The sequence below is a fragment of the Catenulispora sp. GP43 genome (genome assembly GCF_041260665.1).
GTDB lineage: Bacteria > Actinomycetota > Actinomycetes > Streptomycetales > Catenulisporaceae > Catenulispora.
Genome location: NZ_JBGCCT010000005.1, coordinates 310,299 through 335,650, shown reverse-complemented (window position 1 = coordinate 335,650; position 25,352 = coordinate 310,299). Strand labels below are relative to the sequence as shown.

At 70.7% G+C, this 25,352-nt stretch carries 24 protein-coding genes; 6 read left to right on the top strand and 18 right to left on the bottom strand.

Annotated elements, in window-relative coordinates:
* Positions 1 to 39 precede the first annotated feature (39 nt).
* The gene (gene dhaK / locus ABH926_RS13655; RefSeq protein ID WP_370365861.1) at positions 40 to 1,038 is read right to left on the bottom strand and encodes a dihydroxyacetone kinase subunit DhaK; all 999 of its coding nucleotides are present in this window, start codon (positions 1,036 to 1,038) and stop codon (positions 40 to 42) included.
* 201 nt (positions 1,039 to 1,239) lie between these two features.
* Positions 1,240 to 2,013: an IclR family transcriptional regulator gene (locus ABH926_RS13650; protein WP_370365860.1), complete on the bottom strand. Its 774-nt coding sequence runs from the start codon at positions 2,011 to 2,013 to the stop codon at positions 1,240 to 1,242.
* Positions 2,014 to 2,072: 59 nt separating this feature from the next.
* Here ABH926_RS13650 and dhaM point away from each other — a divergent pair, with 59 nt between their 5' ends.
* The 3 genes from dhaM (at position 2,073) to ABH926_RS13635 (ending at position 4,693) form a co-directional block, all read left to right on the top strand.
* Positions 2,073 to 2,777 (top strand): dihydroxyacetone kinase phosphoryl donor subunit DhaM, encoded by a 705-nt coding sequence (dhaM, locus tag ABH926_RS13645; RefSeq protein ID WP_370365859.1) that lies wholly within the window; start codon positions 2,073 to 2,075, stop codon positions 2,775 to 2,777.
* 438 nt (positions 2,778 to 3,215) lie between these two features.
* Positions 3,216 to 4,070: a helix-turn-helix domain-containing protein gene (locus tag ABH926_RS13640; RefSeq protein ID WP_370365858.1), complete on the top strand. Its 855-nt coding sequence runs from the start codon at positions 3,216 to 3,218 to the stop codon at positions 4,068 to 4,070.
* Between the two features lie 89 nt (positions 4,071 to 4,159).
* The gene (locus ABH926_RS13635) at positions 4,160 to 4,693 is read left to right on the top strand and encodes a hypothetical protein (protein ID WP_370365857.1); all 534 of its coding nucleotides are present in this window, start codon (positions 4,160 to 4,162) and stop codon (positions 4,691 to 4,693) included.
* Positions 4,694 to 5,152: 459 nt separating this feature from the next.
* Here ABH926_RS13635 and ABH926_RS13630 read toward each other — a convergent pair whose 3' ends face one another.
* Both ABH926_RS13630 and ABH926_RS13625 read right to left on the bottom strand, forming a co-directional pair.
* A complete protein-coding gene (locus tag ABH926_RS13630; protein WP_370365856.1) occupies positions 5,153 to 5,374 on the bottom strand; it encodes a DUF397 domain-containing protein in 222 nt (73 codons plus the stop codon).
* Between the two features lie 543 nt (positions 5,375 to 5,917).
* Positions 5,918 to 6,751, bottom strand: a complete 834-nt coding sequence (locus ABH926_RS13625; RefSeq protein WP_370365855.1) for a thioesterase II family protein — start codon at positions 6,749 to 6,751, stop codon at positions 5,918 to 5,920.
* A gap of 461 nt (positions 6,752 to 7,212) precedes the next feature.
* On the opposite strand from ABH926_RS13625, the gene ABH926_RS13620 reads away from it, so the two are divergent.
* On the top strand, positions 7,213 to 9,885 hold the full coding sequence (locus ABH926_RS13620; RefSeq protein ID WP_370365854.1) for a LuxR C-terminal-related transcriptional regulator: 2,673 nt from the start codon (positions 7,213 to 7,215) through the stop codon (positions 9,883 to 9,885).
* 26 nt (positions 9,886 to 9,911) lie between these two features.
* Here the strand turns inward: ABH926_RS13620 and ABH926_RS13615 are convergent, their stop codons facing one another.
* The 11 genes from ABH926_RS13615 to ABH926_RS13565 all read right to left on the bottom strand — a co-directional run bounded on the left by ABH926_RS13615 (position 9,912) and on the right by ABH926_RS13565 (position 19,128).
* On the bottom strand, positions 9,912 to 11,297 hold the full coding sequence (locus ABH926_RS13615; RefSeq protein ID WP_370365853.1) for an acetyl/propionyl/methylcrotonyl-CoA carboxylase subunit alpha: 1,386 nt from the start codon (positions 11,295 to 11,297) through the stop codon (positions 9,912 to 9,914).
* Position 11,298: 1 nt separating this feature from the next.
* The gene (locus ABH926_RS13610) at positions 11,299 to 11,925 is read right to left on the bottom strand and encodes an acetyl-CoA carboxylase biotin carboxyl carrier protein subunit (protein ID WP_370365852.1); all 627 of its coding nucleotides are present in this window, start codon (positions 11,923 to 11,925) and stop codon (positions 11,299 to 11,301) included.
* Complete coding sequence (gene accD, locus ABH926_RS13605; RefSeq protein ID WP_370365851.1) at positions 11,922 to 13,631, bottom strand: acetyl-CoA carboxylase, carboxyltransferase subunit beta; 1,710 nt, start codon at positions 13,629 to 13,631, stop codon at positions 11,922 to 11,924. The genes ABH926_RS13610 and accD overlap by 4 nt, the downstream gene beginning before the upstream one ends.
* Positions 13,632 to 13,676: 45 nt before the next feature.
* Positions 13,677 to 14,009, bottom strand: a complete 333-nt coding sequence (locus ABH926_RS13600; RefSeq protein ID WP_370365850.1) for a TcmI family type II polyketide cyclase — start codon at positions 14,007 to 14,009, stop codon at positions 13,677 to 13,679.
* 5 nt (positions 14,010 to 14,014) lie between these two features.
* A complete protein-coding gene (locus ABH926_RS13595) occupies positions 14,015 to 14,470 on the bottom strand; it encodes an SRPBCC family protein (RefSeq protein ID WP_370365849.1) in 456 nt (151 codons plus the stop codon).
* 2 nt (positions 14,471 to 14,472) lie between these two features.
* Positions 14,473 to 14,724: an acyl carrier protein gene (locus tag ABH926_RS13590; protein WP_370365848.1), complete on the bottom strand. Its 252-nt coding sequence runs from the start codon at positions 14,722 to 14,724 to the stop codon at positions 14,473 to 14,475.
* A gap of 64 nt (positions 14,725 to 14,788) precedes the next feature.
* Positions 14,789 to 16,039 carry a beta-ketoacyl synthase N-terminal-like domain-containing protein gene (locus ABH926_RS13585; RefSeq protein WP_370365847.1) on the bottom strand — a complete coding sequence of 417 codons (1,251 nt, stop codon included), beginning with the start codon at positions 16,037 to 16,039 and terminating at the stop codon, positions 14,789 to 14,791.
* On the bottom strand, positions 16,036 to 17,301 hold the full coding sequence (locus ABH926_RS13580) for a beta-ketoacyl synthase (RefSeq protein WP_370365846.1): 1,266 nt from the start codon (positions 17,299 to 17,301) through the stop codon (positions 16,036 to 16,038). Before ABH926_RS13580 ends, ABH926_RS13585 begins: the two co-directional genes overlap by 4 nt.
* Entirely contained in the window at positions 17,298 to 17,726 is a 429-nt protein-coding gene (locus ABH926_RS13575) for a cupin domain-containing protein (protein WP_370365845.1), read from the bottom strand. The genes ABH926_RS13580 and ABH926_RS13575 overlap by 4 nt, the downstream gene beginning before the upstream one ends.
* A gap of 24 nt (positions 17,727 to 17,750) precedes the next feature.
* Complete coding sequence (locus ABH926_RS13570) at positions 17,751 to 17,945, bottom strand: hypothetical protein (RefSeq protein ID WP_370365844.1); 195 nt, start codon at positions 17,943 to 17,945, stop codon at positions 17,751 to 17,753.
* A 28-nt stretch (positions 17,946 to 17,973) separates the two neighbouring features.
* The gene (locus tag ABH926_RS13565) at positions 17,974 to 19,128 is read right to left on the bottom strand and encodes a SchA/CurD-like domain-containing protein (protein ID WP_370365843.1); all 1,155 of its coding nucleotides are present in this window, start codon (positions 19,126 to 19,128) and stop codon (positions 17,974 to 17,976) included.
* 166 nt (positions 19,129 to 19,294) lie between these two features.
* On the opposite strand from ABH926_RS13565, the gene ABH926_RS13560 reads away from it, so the two are divergent.
* Positions 19,295 to 20,932: an FAD-dependent oxidoreductase gene (locus tag ABH926_RS13560; RefSeq protein WP_370365842.1), complete on the top strand. Its 1,638-nt coding sequence runs from the start codon at positions 19,295 to 19,297 to the stop codon at positions 20,930 to 20,932.
* A gap of 166 nt (positions 20,933 to 21,098) precedes the next feature.
* The gene (locus tag ABH926_RS13555) at positions 21,099 to 22,076 is read left to right on the top strand and encodes a PHB depolymerase family esterase (protein WP_370365841.1); all 978 of its coding nucleotides are present in this window, start codon (positions 21,099 to 21,101) and stop codon (positions 22,074 to 22,076) included.
* A 62-nt stretch (positions 22,077 to 22,138) separates the two neighbouring features.
* On the opposite strand, the gene ABH926_RS13550 is transcribed toward ABH926_RS13555, so the two are convergent.
* The 3 genes from ABH926_RS13550 to ABH926_RS13540 all read right to left on the bottom strand — a co-directional run bounded on the left by ABH926_RS13550 (position 22,139) and on the right by ABH926_RS13540 (position 25,316).
* Positions 22,139 to 23,122, bottom strand: a complete 984-nt coding sequence (locus ABH926_RS13550) for an aldo/keto reductase (protein ID WP_370365840.1) — start codon at positions 23,120 to 23,122, stop codon at positions 22,139 to 22,141.
* Between the two features lie 91 nt (positions 23,123 to 23,213).
* Entirely contained in the window at positions 23,214 to 23,924 is a 711-nt protein-coding gene (locus ABH926_RS13545; protein ID WP_370365839.1) for an ABC transporter ATP-binding protein, read from the bottom strand.
* A gap of 12 nt (positions 23,925 to 23,936) precedes the next feature.
* Positions 23,937 to 25,316 carry an FtsX-like permease family protein gene (locus ABH926_RS13540; protein WP_370365838.1) on the bottom strand — a complete coding sequence of 460 codons (1,380 nt, stop codon included), beginning with the start codon at positions 25,314 to 25,316 and terminating at the stop codon, positions 23,937 to 23,939.
* Between the last annotated feature and the right edge of the window lie 36 nt (positions 25,317 to 25,352).

Sequence of the window (25,352 nt, the reverse complement as noted above, 5' to 3'; positions counted from 1 at the left end):
ACTCCTTTGTCTCTGTCCGGTCCTTCGAGGTCTGACTGCTCAGGCGCCCCAGCGCAGCGCCGGGGTGTCCACCGGCGCGTCCCACAAGGCGAGCATCTGCTCGTCGGCCTTGCAGACGGTCAGCGAAACGCCTGCCATCTCCAGGCTGGTGATGTAGTTCCCGACCAGGTTGCGGGCGATGCGCACGCCGCGTTCGGCGAAGTACTTCGCGACCTCGGCGTAGGCGACGTACAGCTCGATCAGCGGGGTGCCGCCCAGGCCGTTGACCATGACGATGGTCTCCTCGCCGGCGGCCAGCGGCTGGTCGGCGAAGATGGCGTCCAGCGAACGGGCCACGATCGCCGAAGCCGGCTCCAGCTTCTCCCGGCTGCGGCCGGGCTCACCGTGGATGCCGACGCCGACCTCCATCTCGTCCTCGGCCAACTCGAAGCCGGGCCGGCCGGCCGCGGGCGTCGTACACGGGGTCAGCGCCACGGCGAAACTGCGCGAGGCGGCGTTGACGCGGCGGCCCAACTCGGCGACCTCGGCCAGCCCGGCGCCCTGCTCGGCGAGGGCTCCGGCGATCTTCTCCACGAACACCGTCGCACCGGTGCCGCGGCGTCCGGCGGTCCACGTCGAGTCCTTGACCGCGACATCGTCGTCGACCAGGACCGTGGCCACCTCGATGCCCTCGTCGCCGGCCAGTTCGGCGGCCATCTCGAAGTTCATGACGTCGCCGGTGTAGTTCTTCACGATGAACACCACGCCGGCGCCGCCGTTCACGGCCTGCGCCGCCGCCAGCATCTGGTCCGGGACCGGCGAGGTGAACACTTCCCCCGGGCAGGCGGCGTGCAGCATCCCGGTGCCGACGAATCCGCCATGCAGGGGCTCGTGCCCGGAACCGCCGCCGGAGATCAGCGCGACCTTCCCGACCGCGGGCCCGCCGGCCCGGGTGATGACGCGGGCCCGGGCGTCCACGTGGAGCGTGGGGTGGGCCGCCGCGACCCCGGCGAGGGCGTCGCTCAGGACGGACTCTGGTGTGTTGATCAGCTTCTTCATGCCGGGACTCCTTCGGAGGGATCACCCATGCACCGAGTGTCGCCCCGGCGGCCTGTTCGGCGATACAGCCGCGACCGGAATGGCGGGACACGGGCGAGAGGTAACACGGCCGACTTGTGTTCGTCATCACTGAACGATGTTCGGAAGTTAGTCCGAGGTCGAGGCGGTGTCAAGGCATCACGTGTCAAGGCATCCCTGTGGTCAGGGACGCACGGCCCGCGAGGTGCCGCGGCCCGCGCCGAGCTCCCGCGAGATCTGCCGCGCGACCTCGCGCACGGCGACGATGTGGTCCTGACGTGCGCCGTCGTCCAGGACCCGCTCGACCGGGCCGATGAGGCCGATCGCGCCGGCCACGCCGTTACGGTCGAAGACCGGGGCGGCGATCCCGGCGTCGCCCAGCGCCGACTCCTGGTTCTCCAGCGCGTGCCCGGTCCGCCCGACCTCGTCCAGCTGCCGGGCCAGCGCCTCCGGGTCGGTGATGCTGGAGCCGGTCAGCGCCTGCAGGTCGCCGTCCAGCAGCGCCGCGCGCTGGTCCGGGGGCAGGAACGCGACGATCGCCTTGCCCAGCGCGCAGGTGCTCCAGGGGATGCTGGCGCCGACCTCCAGGATCTGCACGACGCCCTCGGGCCGGAACGCGTGGTGCACGACGAAGACGTGATCGCCGGTCAGCACCGCCACCCAGACGGCCTCGTCGGCCCGGTTGGCCAGGGTGTCGGCCCAGCTCAGCGAGCGCGCCCGCAGCTCCTGCGTGTCCAGGTAGGCGTTGCCCAGCAGCAACAGCCCCGGGCCCAGCTGGTACCGGCCGGTCTCGGAGTCCTGGACCACCAGCCCCTCGCCCTCCAGCGTGCGCAGCAGGGCGTGCACCGTCGGCTTGGCGACACCGACCCGCTCGGCCAGCTCGGTCACACCCAGCCGCGGGCCACCGGCGGCGAGCTCCCGCAGGACGCGCACCGCACGCTGCACCGACTGCACCATCGGCCGACCTCGCTTTTCAGTATTGCTGAACACTGTTCCGAGATTTAGTATCACCGTTCATGAACCAGTCCCCCGGAATCGTACTCGTATCCCACAGCGCCCAACTGGCAGCGGGCCTGCGCGAACTCCTGGCGCAGATCGCCACGGACCGGGTCCCGGTGGCACTGGCCGGCGGCACCCCCGACGGCGGCCTCGGCACGAGCTACGAGCGCATCGCGGCGGCCATCGCGGAGGCGGACCGCGGCGCGGGCGTGATCGTCCTGCCCGACCTGGGCAGCTCGGTCCTGACCACCCTGACGGTCCTGGAGGACCACCCCCGCCCCGACGTCCTGCTGGTGGACGCCCCCTTCGTCGAGGGCGCGGTGGCCGCCGCCGTCACCGCGGCCTCCGGCGCCGACCTCGCCACCGTGGCCGAGGCCGCGCGCCAGGCACGCGGGATCAGGAAGCTGGCGGACTCGGACCCGGGCACGGACCCCGAACCGCGGCCCGAAACCGAGCCCGCCGGCACCCGCACCGTGTCACGCCAGGTGACCCTGCCCGCGACCCTCCACGCCCGCCCCGCAGGCCGCCTGGCCCAGGAAGCCGCGAAGTTCACCAGCACCATCCGCATCGAACACGGCGGCAAAACGGTCAACCCCACCGGCGTCCTGACCGTGATGAGCCTCGGCGCCACCGCCGGCGGCACCGTGACCGTGCACGCCGAGGGGCCGGACGCCGATGCGGCGGTCGAGACGCTGGCGGGGATTCTCGCCGAGGTGGAGTAGGACGTCTCCACCGACGAGGGCTTGCTGATCCGCCACAGACCCTCTCCCGCTTCTTCGACACCTCCACCCGACTGGTCCCGCTCCGGGCATCAGTCGGGTTTACTGCATGCAGGGCAATTGCGACAGTAGCCGTCTTTTACAGGATCCTCACATGCGCCGCTTGGCGGGGCATATCAATATCCTGTTTCCTTTGCGCCACCACAGCGGGAAGGCCGAAACCCGTGACGCCGCCGTCAGCACCGAAGAGCTGCCACGCGGCGTGCGCTTAGTCACACCGCGGCAGCCCGGCTACGACCCCGACCGGCAGCCGCCTAGACTTGCCATGTGGCAGATCACATGCAGAGTGCCAACCGGCAGCTGGTGTAAGCTCTCCGTCTACCTGCTTCGCAGAGCTCTGATCTTGCTGCTTCGCCGGTGCGTCGATCACGGGAGGATCGCATGAGCAGCTTCACCAACCCCAGTTACGAGAGGCTGAGGCTGCGACGCTTCATTCGCGCCGAACGCGTGGCCAGGGACCTCCGCCTCATCGACGTCGCGACGGCCATGAACTGGTCGGAGTCGAAGGCCATCCGGATCGAATCCGGCGCCGTCAAGATCGGCACCAACGACCTCAAGGCCCTGCTCGCCTATTACGGGATCGACGATGCCCAGACCGTGGCCGAGGTACTCGCCATGGCCAAAGCGAGCCGGGCTCGGCCTTGGTGGCATGAGTACCTGGACGTCATCAACCCTGTCTTCGCGTCGCTGCTGGGCTACGAGTCGTCCGCCACGAGACTGTCCATCGTTCACAATTCGGTGGCGCCGGGGCTGCTCCAGACCTCCGAGTACGCCAAGGCGATACTTCTGGAGTTCGCCTCGAAGGCCGACGTCTCGAGACTCACCGACCTTCGCATGCAGCGCCAGGCCATCTTCCAGCGGGAGGATCCGCCCCAGGCCACGTTCATCCTGGGCGAGGCGGCGCTCCGCAGCCAGGTCGGTGACGCCACGGTCCTCCGCAATCAGCTGAAACTCCTTCTGGATCGCATGGACTGCGAGCACACCACGATCGAGTTGGTCCCGTTCAAGGTCGGCGCCCATCCGGGGATGCTGGGCCCCTTCACAATCATGAGCTTCGACGAGGGCGAGGAAGACGTCGCGACCTTCGAGAGCCCCACCGGCTTCACCTTGATCAGGGAACAGGCCGACGTCACCAACAAGTACCGCCACACGTTTGAAGGATTGCGCGAAATAACGCTCAAGGGCGATGAGGCCGCACAGTTCATCAACCGGGTGATCCGGGACCTCGATGGTTAGAGGTTTACCGAGCCACAAGGGAGTGGTCGTGGAAACCAAGGTCCGTATATCGCTTTCGGCTGCCGTGGACGCCGCGAGAGGACGTCGTCGTGCCCGCGTCTAAACTGTGGCCGCGGCGTCCGAAGAACGTTCCGCAGCAACGGGAGTCCGGCGAGCCCACAAGCACGGCGCCGACAACCATTGCGGGCTCTAACGGCACCAACGGCGTTACCGCCGTGAACGGCGCGGTGCCATTCTCGTCCGCCACCGATGCCCCGTCGCAGCCGGAGCCGGCGACCGGCGCCTCGGCAAGTGAGAACCCACAGCCGCAAAGGCAAGCCGTGAAGGTCAGCGGCCCGTGGGACCTGATCGCGTACATCTTCGACGGGGCTCGCGTGCTGATCGCCGATGGCGATAAGCACAAGCGCAGGGCGGGGAGGGCCATCCTCAGGATGCTGTTCCTGGTGGTGCTCGTAGCGCTGGCCCTTCCCGTCGCGATCATAGTGTTGGGCGGCACTTGGACCGCCATCGGGACAGGTGGCTGCGCCGTCGGCGTTACCGGCGTGGCCGCGATGAAGAAGCTACTCGGACGTGGTGACGCCCCGTCCGATACCGATGGATCCGACACCGCGCCACGAAGCTAGTGGGTGAACCGGTCCGCAAACCAGCCGGCACAGCAGGTAAGCGCGATCACGAGAACCACCAGAGCCCACATGAACCACGACTGCGGAAGCGAGCGCGCGATCAGACTGCTTACTCCCATTGTCACGACACCACTCCCCACCGCGTAGACCGCCAGCGGCACCGTGACGAGTCGCGGCCTGAGCTTTTGGGAGGGCCGAGGAAAGCGTGATGGTCCCGTCGACGCCGCCAACCCTTCGGGGTCGTCGCTCAGCGGAGACGTCAGCTCGTTGACGGTGACAACTCGAGCCACAGGACCGTCCTCAGAAGCGTGCCGTATTAGCCGGTTGGCGGGGTGACTCCGTCGACTCCACCACACAGAGTAGCCAAGCCTTCGCGTGATGTCATTCATATGGAGACCACCACCCGTTCGTGTTCGACGGGGAACCCCTCGGTGAGATCGGCACGTTGTCCCAGTGACGTCATGAAACCACTCCCCTCCCCGGTGGAACATCGAACTCGTTGTTCCGGACACCGCCCAAGAACGCGGTCCACTCGTGAAAATCGAACTCCAGGTTCCCGCTCGAGGCATTTCTAGAATTGCGGACATAGACTGTGTCAGACCCGACGGCCACTTCCACACAATGATCGTCTGTGCATCGCGAGGAAGTCCGCCAACGCAGTCCCGGTTCGTGCTCCGACACTCGATCCCCCTTGTCTATCGCGCGGCACCGGAGGGATCGCAGACCCCCCACGACCTCCCGTCGTGCCCCGCTGTCACAAGCCACGGCCCGTAAGCGGATCGCGTTCACCCGCCTACAGACCGAAACCTAGGTGTTGAGTCTAGGAGCGTCGGTTGATCAAGTCCACGAAACTGGCATAAATGCGCAGTGAGATCACACTGAGATGATCGCACGTGAGTGATGTGACACAGGCTCTTGACACCGACGAACCATTCGTGCGGGCACATCATGTTGCTCGCAGTCAGTAGTAATAGCAGCTCCAGCAGCTCAGCAGCGGAGCCCTCAAGAAGACACCCTAGTCTAGTTCGATACCATTACCGTCGCCCTGCTACACGCACACTGATGTGAGATCTGTGGCTGAAAACCCAGCAGTCCGTGCAAATGCAACGCGCCGGAGACGCGCCGCCGTGGAGGCCGAACCACAGAGCAGGAAATCGAAGGTCGACGCCACGCTGGTGGCCAGCCTGGCGTCGACCGCTCATGTCCGACGGTTGGCAGAACCCCTCAGAACTCTCCCGCCAACCCCGCCCGCACCACCTCCGCGACCTGCCGCCGCTGCCGCATCACGAAGTGCCGCCCGTCGTCGATGACGCGGATCCGGAACGGCCCGGTGTGCAGCTCCCGCCACAGCGCGAGGTCCAGCGGCGGGATGTCGTCGTCGGCGCCCGACAGCACCGTCAGGCGGCAGGGCAGCGGCGCGCCGTCGACGTACTCGTACGTCTCCCACAGCCGGAAGTCGGCGCGCAGCGTCGACAGCAGCGGGCTGGCGGACAGCGCCTCCTTCGCCGAGTCCTTCGCCGAGTCCTCGCGGATTCCGCCCAGTGACTGCATCGCGCGCCTGAACTCCGGCTCCGGCAGGGTACTGACTCGCCGGTTCCGGTACGGCGCGTGGGGCGCGCCGTGGGCGGAGGCGAACAGGTGCTGCGGGGCCGGGGTTCCCTGGGCGACCAGGCGGCGGGCTGTCTCGAAGGCGATCAGGGCGCCCATGCTGTGGCCGAACAGGGCGTACGGGCCGTCGACGGCTCGGGCCAGGACCGGGACCAGTTCGGCGAGCAGGTCCTCCAGGCTGTCGTGGGCCGGGTCCCGGATGCGGTCCTCGCGGCCCGGGAGTTGGATGGCGGTCACCTGGACGCCCGGGCCGACCAGTTCCGGCCAGCCTCGGAAGGCCGAGGCGCCGGCTCCGGCGTGCGGGAGGCAGAACAGTCTGATGCCGCCGGTGCGGCGGTTCTGGTCGCGGAGCCAGCGGATCTGGTCGGGATCGGTGAGCGCCGTGGTGGGGATCGCGGTGGTGCGCGGGGCGGGGGTGGCCGCGCCGTCGGCGTCCGCTGTCATGGTCATCACGCCGCCGGGCCCCCGCGCCGGCCTGCGATCGGCTCCCCCTGGGGGCGGTTCTCCTCGGGGTGGTGCACCACTGTGTATGCGGATGTGTCGTGGACTTCGTAGACGGGCATGTCAGACTCCTCGGGGCCGGATCGGACGGGCGCCGGCGGACTTCAGGGCACCGAGCGTGGCATGGAGGTGTGGGGAATTGTGGAGCCGACGCCGCACCGGGCGACCGCGCAGACCCAGTGAAGTGCGGATTGATCGGCGGCGCATCGGTACAACTACTGGTCCTCGGCACGGTTTCGGCGTAGGTATATGTGCGCAGAGCTCTGATAACGCGCTCTGCACCCTTGGCCCGTAATGGGCCCGCGGCTGGTGAACCCAGCGCCGGCGCCGACCGTTTCACTAAGACTTCTGACATATCGTGACGGCGGATCAGTGGACTACATTTGCCGTAGATCGTTCCAGGAGGCCCCATGCCCACAGCCCGAGATCACGGCGCCGCTGACCGCCCACGGCCGGTGGTCGGCAGGACGGCTGAGCTCGGCGCTCTGGACAGCGCCCTGGCCCGGCTGCGGTCGGGCCGTGGACGGGCGATCGCCCTGGCCGGGGAGCCGGGCATCGGCAAGAGCACGCTGGTCGCCTACCTCGCCGCCCGGGCCCGCGCGGCCAAGGTCCACGTCCTGGGCCCGGCGTTCTGCGACAGCATCGCGGCCGGCCCGCCGCAGGCCGTCCCGGCGGCCGGGCCGGGCGACGCCGTGGTCGTCGCCGCGGACGAGCTGCACCGCATCGAGCCCGAACACCTGCCGGCCCTGGAACGCCTCATCCGCACCGCGGCCGACGCCCCCATGCTGCTGCTGCTCGCCTTCCGCCGCCGCCAGCTGGCCCCGGCGGTGGCCGGCGCCGTCTCCCGGGCCGTGGCGGCGGACCTGCTCGACGTCTGGGAACTGGGCCCGCTGTCCCGGGACGAGGCCCGGGAGCTCGTCGGCGACCTGCCGAACCTCGACGCCGTCCACAAGGCGGCCGGCGGCAATCCGCAATATCTCAGGATCCTGAGCGCCGACGGCGACCCGCACACCGACGCCGCCCGCGCCGTCGTGGGCGAGCTGGCCGACCTGGACCCGGCCGCGCTGACCACGCTGCAGGCGCTGGCCGTCCTGGGCGAACCGGCGCACCCGCAGCTGATCGCGGCCGTCGCCGGCCTGTCGGCGGCCGGGGCCCTGGACGCCCTGGACGCCCTGACCCGCCTCGACATCGTCCGGCCGACCGGCACCATCGCCCGATTCGCGATACGCCACCCCGCGGTCGGCGAAGTCGTCTACCGCCGCATCGAGCCCGGCTCGCGCATCGCGATCCACCTGCGCGCCGAAAGCGTGCTGTCCAGCCAGGCCGCCCCGATCGCCAGGCGCGCCTACCACCTCACCCACGCCGCCGACCCCAGCCGCCCGGAGCACACGGCCACCCTGATCGCGGCGGCACGGCTGTCCATCCACACCGCTCCCGCAGACGCCGCGCGCTACCTGCAGACCGCGCTGCCGCATCTGCAAGAGGACTCCCCGTCGTGGCGCGAGGTGCAGGTCCTGCTGGCCCGCGCGCGCCTGCTGACCGGACAGGCCTCCGAAGGCCGGAGTCTGCTGCACACGCTCCCGGCCATGGTGGACGCGCCGACCGGCGACCTGACCGCGGTCGCCGTCGCCGGCCGCCTCGAGCGCCAGCTCGGGCGGCTGTCCGAGTCCTCGGCCATCCTCCGGTCGGGCCTGGCCGCCGCCCCCGGCGACGACTCGGCGGCCGCGGCGCTGCACAGCATGCAGGCCGACAACGCGCTGGACCAAGGCGACTACGCGCGCGCGCAACAGCATGCCGACACGGCCGCCGCGCTGGCCCACGGCAGCCTCGACCCGGTCGGCGAAGCGCTGGCCAAGGCCCAGGCCGCGCTCGCGTACCTGTCCTCCGACCACCTGGACGCGGCCGAGACGGCCCTGACGCAGGCCGCCGAACTCGTCGACGCCGCCTCGGACGCGGCGCTGTTGAAGAACCTCGAGGCGGTCTACCAGCTCGGCCTCAGCGAGTCGATGATGTCCCGGCTCGCCGACGCCGAACGGCATCTGGTCCGCGGCGCGGAACTGTCGCGGCGCAGCGGGCAGACCTACGTCCTGCCGATGATCCTGAAATCCCTGGCGGACACCCAGTCCCGGGCCGGCAGCATGAAACGGGCCCTGGTCACCCTCGACGAGGCCGATCTGTACGTCGAGAGCGCCGAGAACCCGGCGACCAAGGCGATCCTGGCGATCATCCGGGCCGCGGCCCTGCTGTGGACCGGCGTCAGCGACGCGCCGCAGCAGGCGCTGGCCTGGGCCGACAAGGCCGCGTCCTGGGCCGAGGGCAGCACCACCGTGTGGGCGGTCGTGGTCCGCTGCCGCCGGGCCGAGATCGTCCTGCAGGCCGGCGACCCGTCGCGCGCCGGACGGCTGCTGCTGGAGGCGGCCGGCGGCCCGGACCTGTCCCACCTGATCGCGGCACGCAAGACAAGGTCCTGCGACACCATGGCCGAGGTCGCGATGTACGAGAACGACCGCGAGGCCGCCGACCGCTGGGCCGAGCTGGCCGAGGCCTCGCTCGAACGCATCCCCTCCCCCAGCAGCCGGGCCTTCGCCTCCCGCGCACGCATGCGGGCCCAGACGATGCACGACGACCTCAAAGCCGCCCTCAGCAGCGCCCAGCAGGCCATCGAGGACTTCGCCGCGAGCGGCGAGCGCATCGAGGTCTGCCGGACCCTGTCCTCGGCGGCCGCACTGTCCTCCGCGCTGGGCAACCACAAGCAGTCCCAGGAGTGGCTCGACCGGGCCATGGCCCTGGCCGAGCAGTGCGAGGCGACGCTGCTGGTCGGCGAGACCGCCCGGCAGCGCACCCGGCTGGCCGAGAAGCCGGCCGAGCGCGAGCCGTTCGACGCCCTGGCCGGCCTCACCGCGCGCGAGCGCGAGATCGCCGCCCTGGCCAGCACCGGCGTCACGAGCGGACAGATCGCCGAGACGCTGTTCCTGAGCAGGCGGACGGTCGACGCCCACCTCGGCCAGATCTACCGGAAGCTGGGGGTGTCGAGCCGGGCGGCGCTGATCCGGACGGTGCTGGACGCCGAGGCGCGGGGCTGAGCAAGGCCGAAGACCTCCGGCCGAACCTACCCCTCGCCCGCCGCGGCCATCGCAGAGGCCTGCCGCTCGGCCGTCATCGCCCCGACGAACCCGGTCGTGTGCCTCCCCGCCCGGTGCGCGGGATGGGCCAGGATCTCGCGCAGGAAGCCGATCGTCGTGCGCAGCCCGTGCCCCTCGACGCGGAACTCGCCGAGGGCGCGGTCCATGCGGGCGATGGCCTGGTCGCGGTCGGGCGCCCAGACGACGGTCTTGGCCAGCAGCGAGTCGTAGTCCGGGCCCATCAGCCAGCCGGGGTACGCGTGCGAGTCGACGCGGACGAAGGGGCCGCCGGGCGGCATGAACTCGGTCAGCAGGCCCGGGGTCGGGGCGAAGTCCCGGTCCGGGTCCTCGGCGTTCACCCGGCTCTCGATCGAGCAGCCCCTCGGGGCGAGGTCTTCCTGCCGGAAGCTCAGGGGAACGCCGGCCGCGATCAGCAGTTGCTCGCGCACCAGATCGATCCCCGTGCTCATCTCGGTGACCGGATGCTCCACCTGCAGGCGGCAGTTGACCTCCATGAGGTGGAAGGAGCCGTCGGAGGACACCACGAACTCGAACGTGGCCGCCCCCACGTACCCGACGGCCAGCGCCCCGCGCACGGCGGCCTCGCACATCCGGCTGCGGAGCTCGTCGGGCAGGTTCGGCGCCGGCGCCTCCTCGATCAGTTTCTGGTACCTGCGCTGGACGGAGCAGTCCCGCTCGCCGAGATGGACCGCGCCGCCGTGGCGGTCGCACAGCACCTGCACCTCGATGTGGCGGGCGTCCTCGACGAAGCGCTCGACGTACAGCCGGTCGTCGCCGAAGACGGCGCGCGCGTGGGCACAGGTCTCGCGGAAGGCCTGGGTCAGCTCGTCGGCGGCCCGCACCACGGCGATGCCCCGGCCGCCGCCGCCGGCCACCGCCTTGAGGATCAACGGGTACCCGATCTCGTCGGCCACCTTGCGGGCCTCGGCCAGTCCGGTCACCGCCCCGATGGAGCCCGGCAGCACCGGCAGCCCGGCCTCCGCCATCAGGCGGCGGGCCAGCGCCTTGTCGCCGAGCTTCTCGATGACCTGCGGCGGCGGGCCGATGAACGTGACGCCCTGCGCCTCGCAGACCTCTGCGAAGTCCGGGTCCTCGGAGAGGAATCCATAGCCGGGGTGGATCGCGTCGGCGCCGGTACGCCGAGCCGCCTCCATGACCGACGGCATGTGTAGGTAGCTGGCCTTCGCCGAGGGCGGCCCGATGTGGACCGCCTCGTCCGCGAACCGGACCACCGCGGACTCCCGGTCCGCGGTGGAGTGCACGGCCACGGTCCGGATGCCCAGTTCCCGGCAGGTCCGGGCGACCCGCAGCGCGATCTCGCCCCGATTGGCGATCAGCACGGTCCGGAACATGTCAGCGCCCGCCGACCGGTTCCAGGGACATCAACGGCTGCTGGAACTCCACCGAACTGCCGTCGGGCACCAGGATCTCCCGGACCGTCCCCGCGGCGCTCGCCTCGACCGGACTCATCATCTTCATCACCTCGAGGATCCCGATCTGCTGGCCGGGCACGACGGTGTCGCCCACGGACACGAACGGCGGCGTACCGGGCTCGGGCGAGTGGTAGAACGTACCGATCATCGGTGCGCACACCCTGTGCAACCCGTCGTCGACGGCCGGCGGATCCATATGCGGCACAACCGCTCCCGCCGCCGAAGCCGCGCCGGCAGTCATACCCGAACCCGGCCCCGCGCCAGTCCACAAATAGCCCGAACCGGGACCCGCACCGGCCGCCATCGCGGCCGCGGCCTTCTCAACCGCCGACGGCCACTCGATCTCCAGGGCGGTCCCCAGATGCTCCACCCGGATCCGGCTCGGCGCCTCCGGCCGCGTCCGGGCGAGTTCGGCGACGTGGTGGCACATCGCCTCCAGATCGGCCTCCAGCCCGGCCGCCGTGACCACCGCGGGCCGCATCACCCCCGTCGCATGACGCCGCACGCCGCCGTCCTTGGCGAACTCACCCCTGACATCGGTGGTCACGACTCTCTCCTTTCCTCGGGTCCCACGTGCTCGGGCTGTTCGGTCCCGAAGTTGTGGAAACGGTTCCTGCGTTGCGTGATGAGCTGTTGCGGATCCCAGGGGACGAGCTCCTGGAGGGTGGCCTTCAGCGCGTTCTCCAGCAGGACGGCCGCCGCGGCGCAGTCCAGGTGCGCGCCGTCCGGCGGCTCGGGGACGACGCCGTCGACGATGCCGAGCCGGAGCAGGTCGCCGGCCCGCACCCGCAGCGCGGCGGCCGCCGTCGTCGCCGCCTCCGGCGCCTTCCACAGGATCGCCGCGCAGCCCTCCGGGCTGATCACCGAGTAGATCCCGTTGGCGCTGACCAGGACCCGGTCGGCGACGGCCAGCGCCAGCGCCCCGCCGCTGCCGCCCTCGCCGATCAGCACCGCGATGATCGGCACCGGCAGCCGGGCCATCAGCCGCAGGTTCTCGGCGATGGCGACGGCCTGCCCGGCGCGCTCGGCGTCAGGACCCGGATTCGCCCCGGGCGTGTCGATGAGGGTGATGACCGGCAGCCCGAGCTTGGCGGCCATCCGCATCAGCCGCGCCGCCTTGCGGTATCCGGCCGGCGTCGCCATGCCGAAGCGCCGGCGCCGCCGCTCGTTGAGATCGGGACCGCCCTTGTGGTGCCCGATCAGCATCACCGGGATCCCGGCCACCAGGCCGGTCCCGCCGACGATGGCCGGGCAGTCCTCGGCCAGGCGGTCGCCGTGCAGTTCCTGGAAGTCGTCGACGACGTGGCGGATGTAGTCCTGGGTGGTCGGGCGGTCCGGGTGCCTGGCCAGGCGCACGGTCTCCCAGGGGCCCCGCTCCGTCAGCTGCTCGGTCACCCGGAAGACCGCCGCACCGGCACCGGTATCGGCGGGCATGCTCCGTTCCGAGCGGCGCAGGCTCAGCAGCCGGGCCAGCGCCGGCCGCAGCGCCGCCCGGGGTACGACGTCGTCCACCATCCCGTGCCGCAAAAGGAATTCGGCGGTCTGGAAGCCCTCCGGAAGGGTTTCGCCGGTCGTCTGCTCGATCACCCTCGGCCCGGCGAACCCCATCCGCGCGCCGGGCTCGGCGAAGATCACGTCGGCCAGCGTCGCGAACGAGGCCGCGACGCCGCCGTACGTCGGGTCGGTGATGAGCGAGATCGTCAGGATCCCGGCCTCGTCCAGCGCCGCGAACGCCTGGGCGGTCTTCGCCATCTGCATCAGCGACAGCACGCCCTCCTGCATCCTGGCCCCGCCGGACGCCGTCACCACCAGCAACGGGATCCGCCGCTCCAGGCTGGTCGCCACCGCCTGGGTGATCATGTCCCCGACCGCGCAGCCGAGACTGCCGCCGAGGAACCGGAAGTCCATGGCCGCGACCACGACCGGCAGCCCCTCGATCAGGCCGCTGGCACACACCACGGCCTCGGACAGGCCGGTGTCGGCCCTGGCGTCCCGCAGCCGGTCCGGATAGGGCCGGCTGTCGACGAACTCCAACGGATCGTGCAGGGTGCGCCCGCCGACGATGGGTTCGGCCGAGCCCGGATCGAGCAGCTGGTCCAGCCGCTCGGGCGCGGTCAGCCGACCGTGCCGCGCACACTCCGGGCAGACCTTCAGCATCCTGACGTACCGCTTCGCATAGAGCAGCCCGGCGCAGCCCTCGCACCGCACCCAATGCGGCGCCCGAGTATCCCGCGAACCGTCGACGGCGGTCATGCCCAGTCCTCCTCCTATGAAGCAACACAGCGGCGATCAGTCGGTTCAGCCGGGTCCGGCGCTGTCCCAGCGATAGAACTCGCGGGCCATCGCGTCCTTCGGCTCGCGCCAGGTCTCCGGGTCGTACGCGTCGACGAACGCCGAGAGCCGTTCGCTGACGGCCCGGAACTCCGGATGCCCGGTGTGCCGGGCGACCTGGGGCCCGGCCGGCTGCTCGGACTCGATCAGGTGCAGGTACACGTCGCCGAACTGGAACAGGCTGCGGCCGCGGACCCCGATCAGGTGCGGCAGTTCGCCGCGGTCGGAGTCGGCGAAGATGCCGGCGATGCCGTCGGCCGAGCCCGGTTTCATCCGGGCGACGATGAGTGTGCGGTGCACAGCCCTCACACCTCCGTCGCGCGCTTCTCGACCTTCTCCCGGATCAGATCCATCTGGATCCGGGAGTTGTGGTTGATGCGCTGGGTCATGCCCTCGTCGTCGACCGGCGCGGTGGGCTTCATCGCGAAGTCCTGGATCCAGCGCATGCTGGTGCCTCCCGGGACCTCGCTGTACTCCCACCGGATGTCCATGTACTCGAACGGCCCGGGCTCGACCCGGCGGGCCTTGACGGACCGGTTCTCGCGGTCGGTCTCGCGTTCGGAGACCCAGCTCCAGACCTGGCCGTTCTCGTCCGGGTGCATCGTCAATCGGAACCGGGTGAGCTCACCGGTGCGATCGAGCACCTCGACAGAGGCGTACTCGCTGAACAGGGTGGGCCAGTTCTCCAGATCGTTCGTGACCTGCCACACCAGGTCCAGCGGAGCGTTGATGACGACGGTGTTCTCGGTGTGTCCGGACATTTTCAGGCGCCTTTCTTCAAGGAGAGGTTGACGGTCTGGAGGAATTCGGCGGAGGACTTCGCGGACTCGGCCGCCGTCATCGACAGGCCGTGGCGGTTCTCGAGCTCCCCGACGACGGCGAGCAGCCCGAGCGAGTCCACGCCGAACTCCTCGAACGTGGCGCCCGGCCGGTCCAGCTCGAGCGGGTCGACGGTGATCCCGGCCTTCTGCTTCAGCAGGCCGGCCAGATCGGTGGAGGTCAGTTCGACAGTCAACGCGTCGCTCCTTGTTCGAGTCCCTGCCGGGACGGTTGTGAGGGTTGCCGGAGGGTCCGGTATGTCAGGACTCGGATCCGCGCCGCAGGAGCAGCGCGGAGTTCGAGCCCATCAGGCCCCGGCTCAGCACCAGCGCCGTGCGCGGTGCGCCGACCCGGGCCAATCCCGTGACCAGGTCGAGGTCGTACACGCAGCCCGCGACGTTCGGCGTCGGCGGGATCAGCCCCTTCTCCAGGGCCAGTACGGCGGCCGCCGTGTCGAGCGCCGAGGACCCGCAGGAGGCGCGGCCGGTCCCGGCCTTGGGAGCGGTCACCGGCACGCGGGCGGCGTGCGCGCCCAACACGTCGGCCAGCGCCAGCGCCTCGGCCCGGTCGGCCTCGGGCACGGCGAGCGCGTCGGCGAAGACGACGTCCACCTCCTGCGGCGCGCACTCCGCCTCGGCGAGCGCCGCGCGAATGGCGTGCGCGAGTCCGTCGCGCGAGTCCGCCCAGCGGGACGCTCCGGTGAACGTGGCCGCGTGCCCGGCGATCAAAGCCCTGATCTGCGCCCCGCGGGCCCGCGCGGTCGCCTCGTCCTCGACGACGAAGAACGCGCCGCCCTCGGCGGGGACGAATCCGGCGGCCTGCTTGGTGAAGGGCAGATACGCCGCTCCGGCCTCGGTGGCCGTGCTCAGCTCCGGATAGCCGAGCTGACACACCATCGAATACGGGGCGACGGGTGCTTCGGCGGCGCCGGCCACGACCGCGCTGGAGCCCCGGCGCACGTCCCGCGCGGCGTGCGCGAGCGCGTCCAGCCCGCCCGGCTCGTCGCTGGCCACCACCCCGCAGGGGCCCTTGAAGCCGCCGCGGATGGAGATCTGTCCGGTGCTCGCCGCGTAGAACCACGCGATCGACTGGTACGGCCCGACATGATGAGGGCCCTGACTCCACAGCTGCTGGAGCTCGCGCTGGCCGAACTCGCCGCCGCCGGAGCCGGCCGCGGTGACCACGCCGATGCCGAAGGGGTCGGCGTCCTGGCCGGTCGGCACCCCGGAGTCGGCCAGGGCCAGGCCGGCGGCGGCCAGGGCGAAGTGGGTGAACCGGTCGGTCGCGACCAGCACGCGCTCCTCGACGAACTGCGCCGCGTCGAATCCCTTGATCAGGCCCGCGATCCGCAGCGGGTACCCGTCGCAGCCGTCCCGGTCGATCGGGGCGAGAACGCTGGTGCCCTCGCACGTCGCCTTCCAGAACCCGTCGGTGCCGAGGCCGTTGGGGGCCACTACCCCGATCCCCGTTATCGCGGCCCGTCGGCCGGCCTTCGTCCCCGTCCCGGTCATAACGAGGCCTCCTCCCGGCTGAGCACGACAGCGGATTGGAAGCCGCCGAAACCGCTGCCCACGGAGAGCACATGGCGCAGCGGGACTTCGCGCGCGGTGTTCGGGACGTAGTCCAGGTCGCATTCCGGATCCGGCTCGCCGTAGTTGGCGGTCGGCGGGACGACGCCGTGCTCCAGCGCCAACGCGCACGCCGCCAGCTCGATCGCGCCGATGGCGCCGAGCGAATGGCCGACCATCGACTTGATGGAGCTCATCGGGGTCCGGTACGCGTGCTCGCCCAGGGAGCGCTTGACCGCGGCCGTCTCGTGGCGGTCGTTCTGCTTCGTGCCCGAGCCGTGGGCGTTGACGTAGTCCACGTCCGCCGGGTCGAGCCGCGCGTGGTCCAGCGCCCGGTCGATCGCCTCGGACATCTCCCGGCCCTCCTGGGTGAGACCGGTCATGTGGTACGCGTTGCCGAACGTGGCGAATCCGCCGAGCACGGCGTAGATCCGCGCGCCGCGGCGGCGGGCCTGCTCCAACTCCTCCAGGATCAGCACCGCGCCGCCCTCGCCGAGCACGAAGCCGTCCCGGCTCGCGTCGAACGGCCGGGAGGCGTGCGCGGCGTCGTCGTTGCGCGCCGAGGTGGCCTTGATGGCGTCGAAGCAGGCGACGGTGATCGGCGAGATCGGCGAGTCGCAGGCCCCGGCGATCGCGATGTCGGCGCGGCCCTCCTCGATCGCCAGCGCGGCGTAGCCGACGGCGTCCAGACCGGAGGTGCAGCCGGTGGAGACGGTCTGGACGGGACCGGCGGCCCCGAAGCGCTCGGCCACGGCCGAGGCCAGGGCGGCCGGGGTGAACGCACGTTCCAGATGCGCCTCGGCCCGCCGGTGGTCGACGTCCCAGGCCTGGCCGCCGGCGCTGACCGCGACGTAGTCGTGCTCCAGGCGGGTCGTGGCCCCGACGGCGGTCCCCAGCGAGACCGCGAGCCGCCACGGATCGGCCGCGGCCAGGTCCAGGCCGCTGTCCCGGACCGCCTCGTCGGCGGCCGCCAGCGCGAACCAGATGTAGCGGTCGTTGCGTTCGATCTCCTCGGCGCTCAGACCGTGGGCGGCGGGATCGAAATCGCATTCGGCGGCGATGCGGGAGCGGAAGCCCTCGGGATCGAAGAAGGTGATGCCGCGGGTGGCGGTCCGGCCTGCCGAGAGCAGGTCCCAGAACGCCGGGACGCCGGTCGCGCCCGGGGCCACCACGCCGATCCCGGTCACCGCCGCCCGACGGCTCATCGGACGGCCTCCGCCGGCTCCGGCGAGTCCTGCGCCCGCGGCGGCTCCTCGGTGTCCACGTGGCCGAGCTCCGGGCTCGGCGCCAGCGGCCCGAGGTGGAACACCAGGCGGGCCTCGGTGGTGCCGACGTTGCGGAAGCGGTGGCGCATGCCGATCGGGATCATCAGTCCCTGGTCGGCGTGCAGCGGCTGCGGCACGCCGTCCAGGTCCACCATCAGCTCGCCGCAGACGACGAAGACGAACTCCTCGGAGTACGGGTGGTAGTGCTCGCCTATGCGCTCCCCCGGCTGGACGCTGGCCAGCCCCATGAAGCCGCTGGTGGCGCCGACGGCGGTGGGCGTGAGCATGGCCCGCAGATCGCCGCCCCGGCGGCGGTTCGACGGAGCATCGGCGACATTGACGACACGAGGCAGCTGCGTGGTCACGACGGTTTCCCCTGACGCTTCGGGTCACCCGGCCGGTCCGCCGGGTGCGCTATCGGACGTTTTCGCGGGCTCGCCGGCCGGTCGGCTCACGGGCCCACGGACCCGGGGTTCCCGGGCCTTCGCGGTTTTCGCGGTGTTCTGGCTGTTCTGGCTGTTCTGGCTGTTCTGGCTGTTCTGGGCTTTCTGGATGTTCTGGGCTTTCTGGATGTCCTCGAACATGCCGGCGACGGAGTCCGGCGAGCAGGCCTCAGGCCTGCGGCGAGCGCCGGTCGGTGACCGAGGTCAGCTCCCAGCTCGCGAGCGCGGCCCGGCGGCCGTCCTCCTCGCGCAGGTCCGGCGCGGCCCGGAGCAGCCGGGACAGCACGGCGCCGGCCCGCGGACCGGCGACGCCGAGCGCCGCGGCCGGATCGGCGTCCGCCGGCACGGTCATGTCGACCATTCGGACCACGCGGTCGCCGCGCTGGAAGATGGTGCTGCGCACGAGCGGGGACGCGGCGTCGGCCACGGCGGCCCGGTCCTGCCGGTCCAGGTACTCGGCGACCGCCTCGCCGCTGCCCGGGCGCACCGGGTAGACGAACGCGTGGCGGACCGGCTCCTTGCCCGCCTTCGTGCGGGAACGCTTGCTGCCGGCGTCGCGCGTGTTGTGGCGGACAGCCGGCAGTGCGGCGCGCATGAAGAAGTCCTTGGCGGCCAGCGGGTCGTTCAGATCCCGGGCCTCCTCCAGGTAGGGGTTGACCGCCTCCTCGACGGCCCGCACCTCGGGCTGCGCGGCGACGTGGCGCAGCGCGGCGACCAGGTCGCCGACCACCTCCACCGAACGGACGACCTGGTTGCCCCGCATGAACAGCGAGGTGCGCACGAGCCGGGTGGTCTCGTCGACCTGGGCCGCCGGCGAGGTATAACCGGCCAGGATGCCGGCCACCGTCTGCTCGGTGCCCGGCTTCACGGTGAAGGTGAGCGCGTGCCGGACGATGCCGTCCGGTCCCGGCCCGAGCGGCGTGGGGCGCCCGGATCCGTTCTTCTCGCGCGGCGCCTGCTTGCTGTCGACGCTCTCGGCGCCGAAGGTCTCCTTGAGCACCGTGAAGCGCAGCGACCTGGTGTCCCGGACGCACTTGCTCATGGGCCTGACCATCTCGATGTGCTCCGGGCTGTCCAGCCAGGCCAGGAACGGCTCGGGGGCCTCCCACTCGCTGGTGATCAGCCAGCGCGACGGGTCGTCCGTCGACTGGCAGAGCTGGTCGGTGAGGTGTCCCGGAACGGCCGAGACCTTGTAGCGCATCTGCTCGTACGCCTCGAGGAAGTTCTGCTGCTCGCCGTCTTGGACGTCCAACAGGAGGACGACCCGCAGACGGGAGTCGGCCGGGCGCGCGCGCTCATCGAGAACGGGAGCTGACTGAACCATGATTCGGTCTCCACTTTCCGGTTGCCTGACCACCAGATCGTTTCCGAGGTATCCACGGGCCGCGACGATTCGCAGCCATCCGGGCGAAATTCGCGCAATCGTCGCGCTCGTGATGGATTGGTCCAAGGGGAACCCCAAGCACCAAGCCAGGGAATGGAGCCACACCGTGAACCAGCCAAGCGAGCAACGGGTACCGGTCCTCGTCGTCGGGGGCTCACTCGTGGGCCTGTCCATGTCGGTCTTCCTGGGCCGCCTAGGCGTCCCGCACATGCTGGTCGAGAAGCACGCCCGGACCTCGCACCATCCGCGCGGCCGCGGGAACAACCTGCGGACCATGGAGCTGTTCCGGGTCGCCGGAATGGAGGCCGACATCCGCAAGGCAGCGTCGGTCCTGCGCGACAACCACGGCATCCTGCAAGCGCACACGCTGGCCGGCTCCGAGCAGGAATGGCTCTTCCGGCAGATCGACCCGGGCAACCGGACGGCGGGCTTCAGCCCCGCCGGCTGGTGCCTGTGCAGCCAGAACGACCTCGAACCGGTGCTGCTGCGGCACGCCGAGCGCCTCGGCGGCACCGTCCGCTTCGGCACCGAGCTGGTCTCCTTCGAACAGGACAGCGACGGCGTCACGGCCGAACTGCTGGACCGTTCGACCGGACGCAGCAGCACCGTGTCCGCCGACTACCTGGTGGCCGCCGACGGGCCCCGCAGCCCGGTCCGCGAGCGCCTCGGCATCACCCAGAGCGGCAAGGGCGACCTGTTCCACAACATCAGCGTCACCTTCCGCGCCGACAAGCTCGCCGACGTGGTGGGCGACCGGCTGTTCATCGCGTGCTACCTGACCCACCCCGAGGGCGCGGGCGCGCTGCTCCCGGTGGACAACCGCGAACACTGGGTCTTCCACCTGCCCTGGCATCCCGACAGCGGCGAGACGGTCGAGGACTTCACCGACGAGCGCTGCACCGCGCACATCCGGGCCGCGGCCGGCGTGTCCGACCTCCCGGTCGAGATCACCGGCCGCGCGCCCTGGCACGCCGCCGAGCGCGTGGCCGACCGCTACCACTCCGGCCGGGTCTTCCTCACCGGCGACTCAGCCCACGAAATGCCGCCCACCGGCGCCTTCGGCTCCAACACCGGGATCCAGGACGCCCACAACCTCGCGTGGAAGCTCGCCGCGGTGCTGTCCGGGTGGGCGGGAAGCGAGCTGCTGGAGTCGTACGGCACCGAGCGCCGCCCGGTGGCCGTGGAGACCGCGGCCCGCGCCGCCCAGCGCTCGGCCGAACACAGCCACCCCGGCTTCGACGCGCCCCCGACCGGCGGCCGCACCTCGGTCCTGTCGGTGGCGCTCGGCTACCGGTACACCGACGGTGCGCTCGTGGGCGCGGACGCGAAGGCGCCGACCGTCCCCGAACACTTCGAGGCCACCGGGGAACCCGGCACCCGGGCGCCGCACGTCTGGCTGGATCAGGACGGCGCGAAACTCTCCACGATCGACCTGTTCGAACGCACCCCGGTGGTGCTGACCGCGCAGGACAGCCCGTGGCAGAAGGCTGCGACGTCGGCGGCGGCGAAGACCGGCGTACCGGTCGCGTGCCACGGCCTTGACATCGACCTCGACAATGGCGGCGAATGGCTGAAAGCGTACGGAATCGGGCCCGACGGCGCGGTGCTGGTGCGCCCCGACGGCTTCGTGGCGTGGCGGTCGCAGGACGGGGCTCGGGATGCGGAGTCCACTATGAGCGGCGTACTGCGTGAGGTGCTGAGCCTGAAGGAGAGCAAGGAGAGCAAGGCCATGGCGAGTCGCTAGCCCCTTCCCACAATCGCGGCCGCCTTTATGGCGGCCGCTCACATGGCCGGCCCTGCCTGCCGGAGCTACGTTCCCCGGAACATCAGCGGCGCGCGGCGGAGGGGTGGCAGTGATGAGAAGACGATGGGCGGCGATATGGGCCCTGACACTGTTTGCGGCTGTGGCGGTGCCGACCACTGAAGCCTCGGCGAGCGGCGGCCCTTACACCGTGAGCCCGGTAGCCGGAAGTCTGTCCGGCTACCGGATCTCGGGGGTCTACGTGGCCGGCGTCTCCTCCGGCGGATACATGGCCGGGCAGCTACAGGTCGCCTACTCCAGCCGGATCCGGGGCACCGCGGTCTTCGGCGCCGGCCCCTACTACTGCGCGCAGAACAATGCAGCGCAGGCGGTATACGGGTGCGCAGCCAACACCTACCCGGACTACCTGGGCACGCTGGAGTCCGACGCCTCGCTGTGGTCGGCGTACGGCTGGATCGACCCGATCGGCGATCTTTCCGGAAAGCCGGTCTGGGTCTACCACGGCTCGCAGGACACTGTCATCGCCGCCTCGGTCAGCAAGGACGGGGCGACCTTCTGGTCCCACTTCGGCGCGCATGTCACCTCTGTCACCGGTGCCGGCGCGGGCCACGCTTGGGTAACGCCTTACGGCACCAGCTCGTGCGGAACCACCGGCTCCCCGTATCTGAACAACTGCGGCACCGATCCCGAGCACGACCTGCTCACCGCGCTGCTCGGGTCGGTCTCCACGGCGAACACCGGCCCGCTGACCGGGACCCTCACCCAGTTCGACCAGGACGCCTACGCCGACGGCGGATCGGCCGCCGCCCTCGACATGTCAGGATCCGGATTCGCCTACGTCCCGCGCTCCTGCTCCGCCGGCTCGACCTGCCGCCTGCTGGTTGCCCTGCACGGCTGCGAGCAGGGATACGACAGCGTCGGCACGGCGTTCGTGGACCGCGCCAACCTCGACCAGTACGCCGACACCAACAACCTGATCGTCCTGTATCCGCAGGCCACCACCGGCCCGAGCAACCCGTACGGCTGCTGGGACTGGTGGGGCTACCTCGGGGCGACCAACTACCCGATCCAGGGCGGCGCGCAGATCGAGAGCATCATGAACATGGTGGGCGCGCTCGGCGGATGAGGCCGAGCGCGACCGCGGCCTCACCGCCGCTTGCTCACCACCGGCTGCTCACCACCGGCTGCTCACCACCGGTCGCCGACCTGGGGCGCGATCAGCTCGTCGTAGACCTCGTGCACCGCGGCCAGGTCGGCCGCCGACAACGGCGCCAGCCCGGCCGCGGCGGCGTTGCCGGCGGCCTGCTTCGGGTTGCGCGCGCCCGGGATGACCACGCTGACCCCGGGCTGGTCCACGATCCAGCGCAGAGCGAACTGCGCCATCGCGACGCCGGAGGGCACCAGCGGCGCCAGCCGTCGCACCGCCTCCAGCCCGGTGGCGAAGTCGACGCCGGAGAACGTCTCGCCGACGTCGAAGGCCTCGCCGTGCCGGTTGTAGTTGCGGTGGTCGTTCTCGGCGAAGGTCGTGTGCTCGTCGTACTTGCCGGACAGCAGTCCGCTGGCCAGCGGCACGCGCGCGATGATGCCGACCCCGGCTTCGCGCGCGGCCGGCAGCACGTCCGCCAGCGGGCCCAGCCGCAGCATGTTCAGGATGATCTGCACGCTGGCCACGTTCGGCCGCGCGATCGCGGTGAGCGCCTCGGCGCGGGTCTCGACGCTCACGCCGTACGCCGCGACCCGCTTCTCGGCGACCAGGGTGTCCAGCGCGTCGAAGACCTCGTCGCTGGAGTACACCGGCGTGGGCGGGCAGTGCAGCTGCACCAGATCGAGGGTGTCGACGCCCAGGTTCGCGCGGGAGCGGTCGTTCCAGGCGCGGAAGTTGTCGAGCGTGTACGCCTCCGGCACCTGCGGCACCCGGCGGCCCATCTTCGTCGCCACCGTGATGTCCGCACCCGGCCGCGACTTCAGGAACGTCCCGATCAGCTGCTCGCTGCGGCCGTCGCCGTAGACGTCCGCGGTGTCCAGGAACGACACGCCGCCGTCCACGGCCGCGGCGAGCGTGGCCAGCGCGTCGTCCTCGGCCACCTCGCCCCAGTCCGCTCCCAGTTGCCAGGCACCGAGACCGATGACGCCGACCTGCCGGCCGGTGCGGCCCAGGGTTCGCTTTTCCACCTGATTGGTCCTTCCTCTCCGTACTTGCCCCGGCCATGCTAACCATCCGGGGTCGTAAAACGTTGACGGCCGCCTCCTCGCCGCGCGGCGGTCATCCGGCCTTCGCCTGCTCCGACAGCCTGCCCTTGCGCAGGACCAGGATCCGGTCGGACTGCCCGGCCAACCGCTGCGAGTGCGTGACGACGACCACGCACTTGCCCTGCTCGTGGGCCAGATCGCGGAAGGTGTCGATGATGCCCTGCGCGGTGTCCTCGTCGAGGTTGCCGGTGGGCTCGTCCGCGAAGAGGATGTCGACGTCGCAGGCCAGGGCGCGGGCGATGGCGACGCGCTGCTGCTGGCCGCCGGAGAGCCGCAGGACGTTGCGGGTGGCCGTCGGCCGGTCCAGGCCGATCCGCTCCAGCAGCTCCAGCGCCCGGGCCCGGCGGCTGCCCGAGGCGGGTCTCACGCCGGTGATCTCCATGGCGGCCGTGACGTTCTGCACGGCGGTCATGTAGGTGAGCAGGTTGTACTGCTGGAAGACCGTGGCGGCGTGCCGATTGCGGTAGCGGCCCAGGCCCAGGTCCCGCAGATCGCGGCCCTCGAAGCTGATGGTGCCCCGGGTCGGGGTGTCCAGGCCGCTGGCCAGACTGAGCAGCGTCGTCTTGCCGCTGCCGGACGGGCCCAGGATCGTGTAGAAGGTGCCGCGTTGGAAGGCGTAGCTGATGCCGTTGAGGACTGCGCTCCTGCGGCGCTGGTCCGAATAGGTGTGGCTGACGCCGTCGAGGCGCAGGACGGGTGTGGCGGCGCCTGTCGTGGAGGACACGGTCATGGCAGGTCACTTGCCCTTCGTGAGAATGGTTCGAGGACTGAGACGCAGCACGGCACCGGCCGGGATCGCGGTCGCGAGCAGGCCGATGCCCAGGCCGACGCCACCGACCACGAGCAGGGACGCCGGATCGAGCGCCACCGAGATCTTGTCGATGGGGTCGGCGTTCTCGACGGGCTTGTCGTTCGGGTCGATGCCCTCGCCGAGGCCGGTGCTGCCGGGCGGTGGGGGCTTCCAGGCGTCGATCTTCTGCTTCGCCGCGGACGCGTCGCGCCCGAGCAGCCACTGGCCGGCGCTCTGGGTCAGTCCCGGTGCGATGAGGGAACTGATACCGATGGCGAGGATCGCCACCGCGGCTATCTCCAGGATCTGCTGAGCGATGAGCTTGGTCTTGCGCTCCCCTATCGCCAGCAGGACGCCGTACTCCCTGCGGCACTGCTTGACGGCCAGGTTGGCCAGCAGGGCCAGAACGGCCGCGCCGGCCAGCGCCATCAGCCACATGGCCAGGGCCGCCGTGGTGCGGATGCTGCCCAGCGGGCCGGTCATCTGATCGATGGCCTTGGTGTTGACGTCCAGCTTGAAGCCGGCGAGCGCCGAGCCGGCGATCTGCTTGGCCGCAGCTTTGAAGGCGTCCTGCGCGTCGGCGTCCTGCAGGATGAAAGTCGCGGTACTCACCTGCGGGGATCCGCTTTGCTGCGAACCGAGCGCGGCGAGACCCCCGAACGTCCCGTAGATCATGTTGGCCGGGTTGATGCCGTATTCGGGCTCTGTCTCGGTGACCGCCCGCGGGTCGCGGTAGATCCCGCCGACGGTGAAGTCGGCGGTTGTCTTCTCGTCGTTGCCGGTGAGTGTGAGTTTGTCGCCGACCTTCAGGTGGTTCTTCAGGGCGAACCGTTCCTCGATCAGGACTTTGTGCTCATCCTTGTCGGCGGGTGTTATGTGCGCGCCGGACAGAAGTGTGAACCGGCCGCTGCGGAAGTCAGACAGCACGGAGCTGTCGCGGACGGCCTGGTCCACGGTGCCGCCGGGTCCCATCGGCGCTTGCGGCCCGCCGTCCACCAATGTGGCGCCACCGCCCAGGATCGCGCGGTCCCAGGTCGAGTACGTGTACTTCTGCACCTGTGGCAGAGCGCCGATCTTGTCGACGATCCCGGCGTCGACGTGCGGGGCCTGCAACGCTCCGCCGGCGCCCATCTTGCTCAGGTCCATCTCGAGGGTGACCTCGGCGCCCACGGACCGTTTCACCCCCTGTTCGGCCCGCGCCGTCGCGGAGTCGATCAAGACGCCCGCCAGGACCATCACCGAGATGGCGAGGAAGGTGGCCAGGGTGATCAGGGTGCGGCTCTTGCGGGCCCACAGGCTGAGCGCCGCGCGTTTGACGAAGTTCATGGGAAGTCGGTTCTCCTGGGCTATTCGGTGTCGGTG

Coding starts and splice junctions, on each gene's coding strand:
- dhaK (WP_370365861.1), bottom strand. CDS start 1,038: ATGAAGAAGCTGATCAACACACCAGAGTCCGTCCTGAGCGACGCCCTC.
- ABH926_RS13650 (WP_370365860.1), bottom strand. CDS start 2,013: ATGGTGCAGTCGGTGCAGCGTGCGGTGCGCGTCCTGCGGGAGCTCGCC.
- dhaM (WP_370365859.1), top strand. CDS start 2,073: ATGAACCAGTCCCCCGGAATCGTACTCGTATCCCACAGCGCCCAACTG.
- ABH926_RS13640 (WP_370365858.1), top strand. CDS start 3,216: ATGAGCAGCTTCACCAACCCCAGTTACGAGAGGCTGAGGCTGCGACGC.
- ABH926_RS13625 (WP_370365855.1), bottom strand. CDS start 6,751: ATGACCATGACAGCGGACGCCGACGGCGCGGCCACCCCCGCCCCGCGC.
- ABH926_RS13620 (WP_370365854.1), top strand. CDS start 7,213: ATGCCCACAGCCCGAGATCACGGCGCCGCTGACCGCCCACGGCCGGTG.
- ABH926_RS13615 (WP_370365853.1), bottom strand. CDS start 11,297: ATGTTCCGGACCGTGCTGATCGCCAATCGGGGCGAGATCGCGCTGCGG.
- accD (WP_370365851.1), bottom strand. CDS start 13,631: ATGACCGCCGTCGACGGTTCGCGGGATACTCGGGCGCCGCATTGGGTG.
- ABH926_RS13595 (WP_370365849.1), bottom strand. CDS start 14,470: ATGTCCGGACACACCGAGAACACCGTCGTCATCAACGCTCCGCTGGAC.
- ABH926_RS13585 (WP_370365847.1), bottom strand. CDS start 16,039: ATGACCGGGACGGGGACGAAGGCCGGCCGACGGGCCGCGATAACGGGG.
- ABH926_RS13580 (WP_370365846.1), bottom strand. CDS start 17,301: ATGAGCCGTCGGGCGGCGGTGACCGGGATCGGCGTGGTGGCCCCGGGC.
- ABH926_RS13570 (WP_370365844.1), bottom strand. CDS start 17,945: ATGTTCGAGGACATCCAGAAAGCCCAGAACATCCAGAAAGCCCAGAAC.
- ABH926_RS13565 (WP_370365843.1), bottom strand. CDS start 19,128: ATGGTTCAGTCAGCTCCCGTTCTCGATGAGCGCGCGCGCCCGGCCGAC.
- ABH926_RS13540 (WP_370365838.1), bottom strand. CDS start 25,316: ATGAACTTCGTCAAACGCGCGGCGCTCAGCCTGTGGGCCCGCAAGAGC.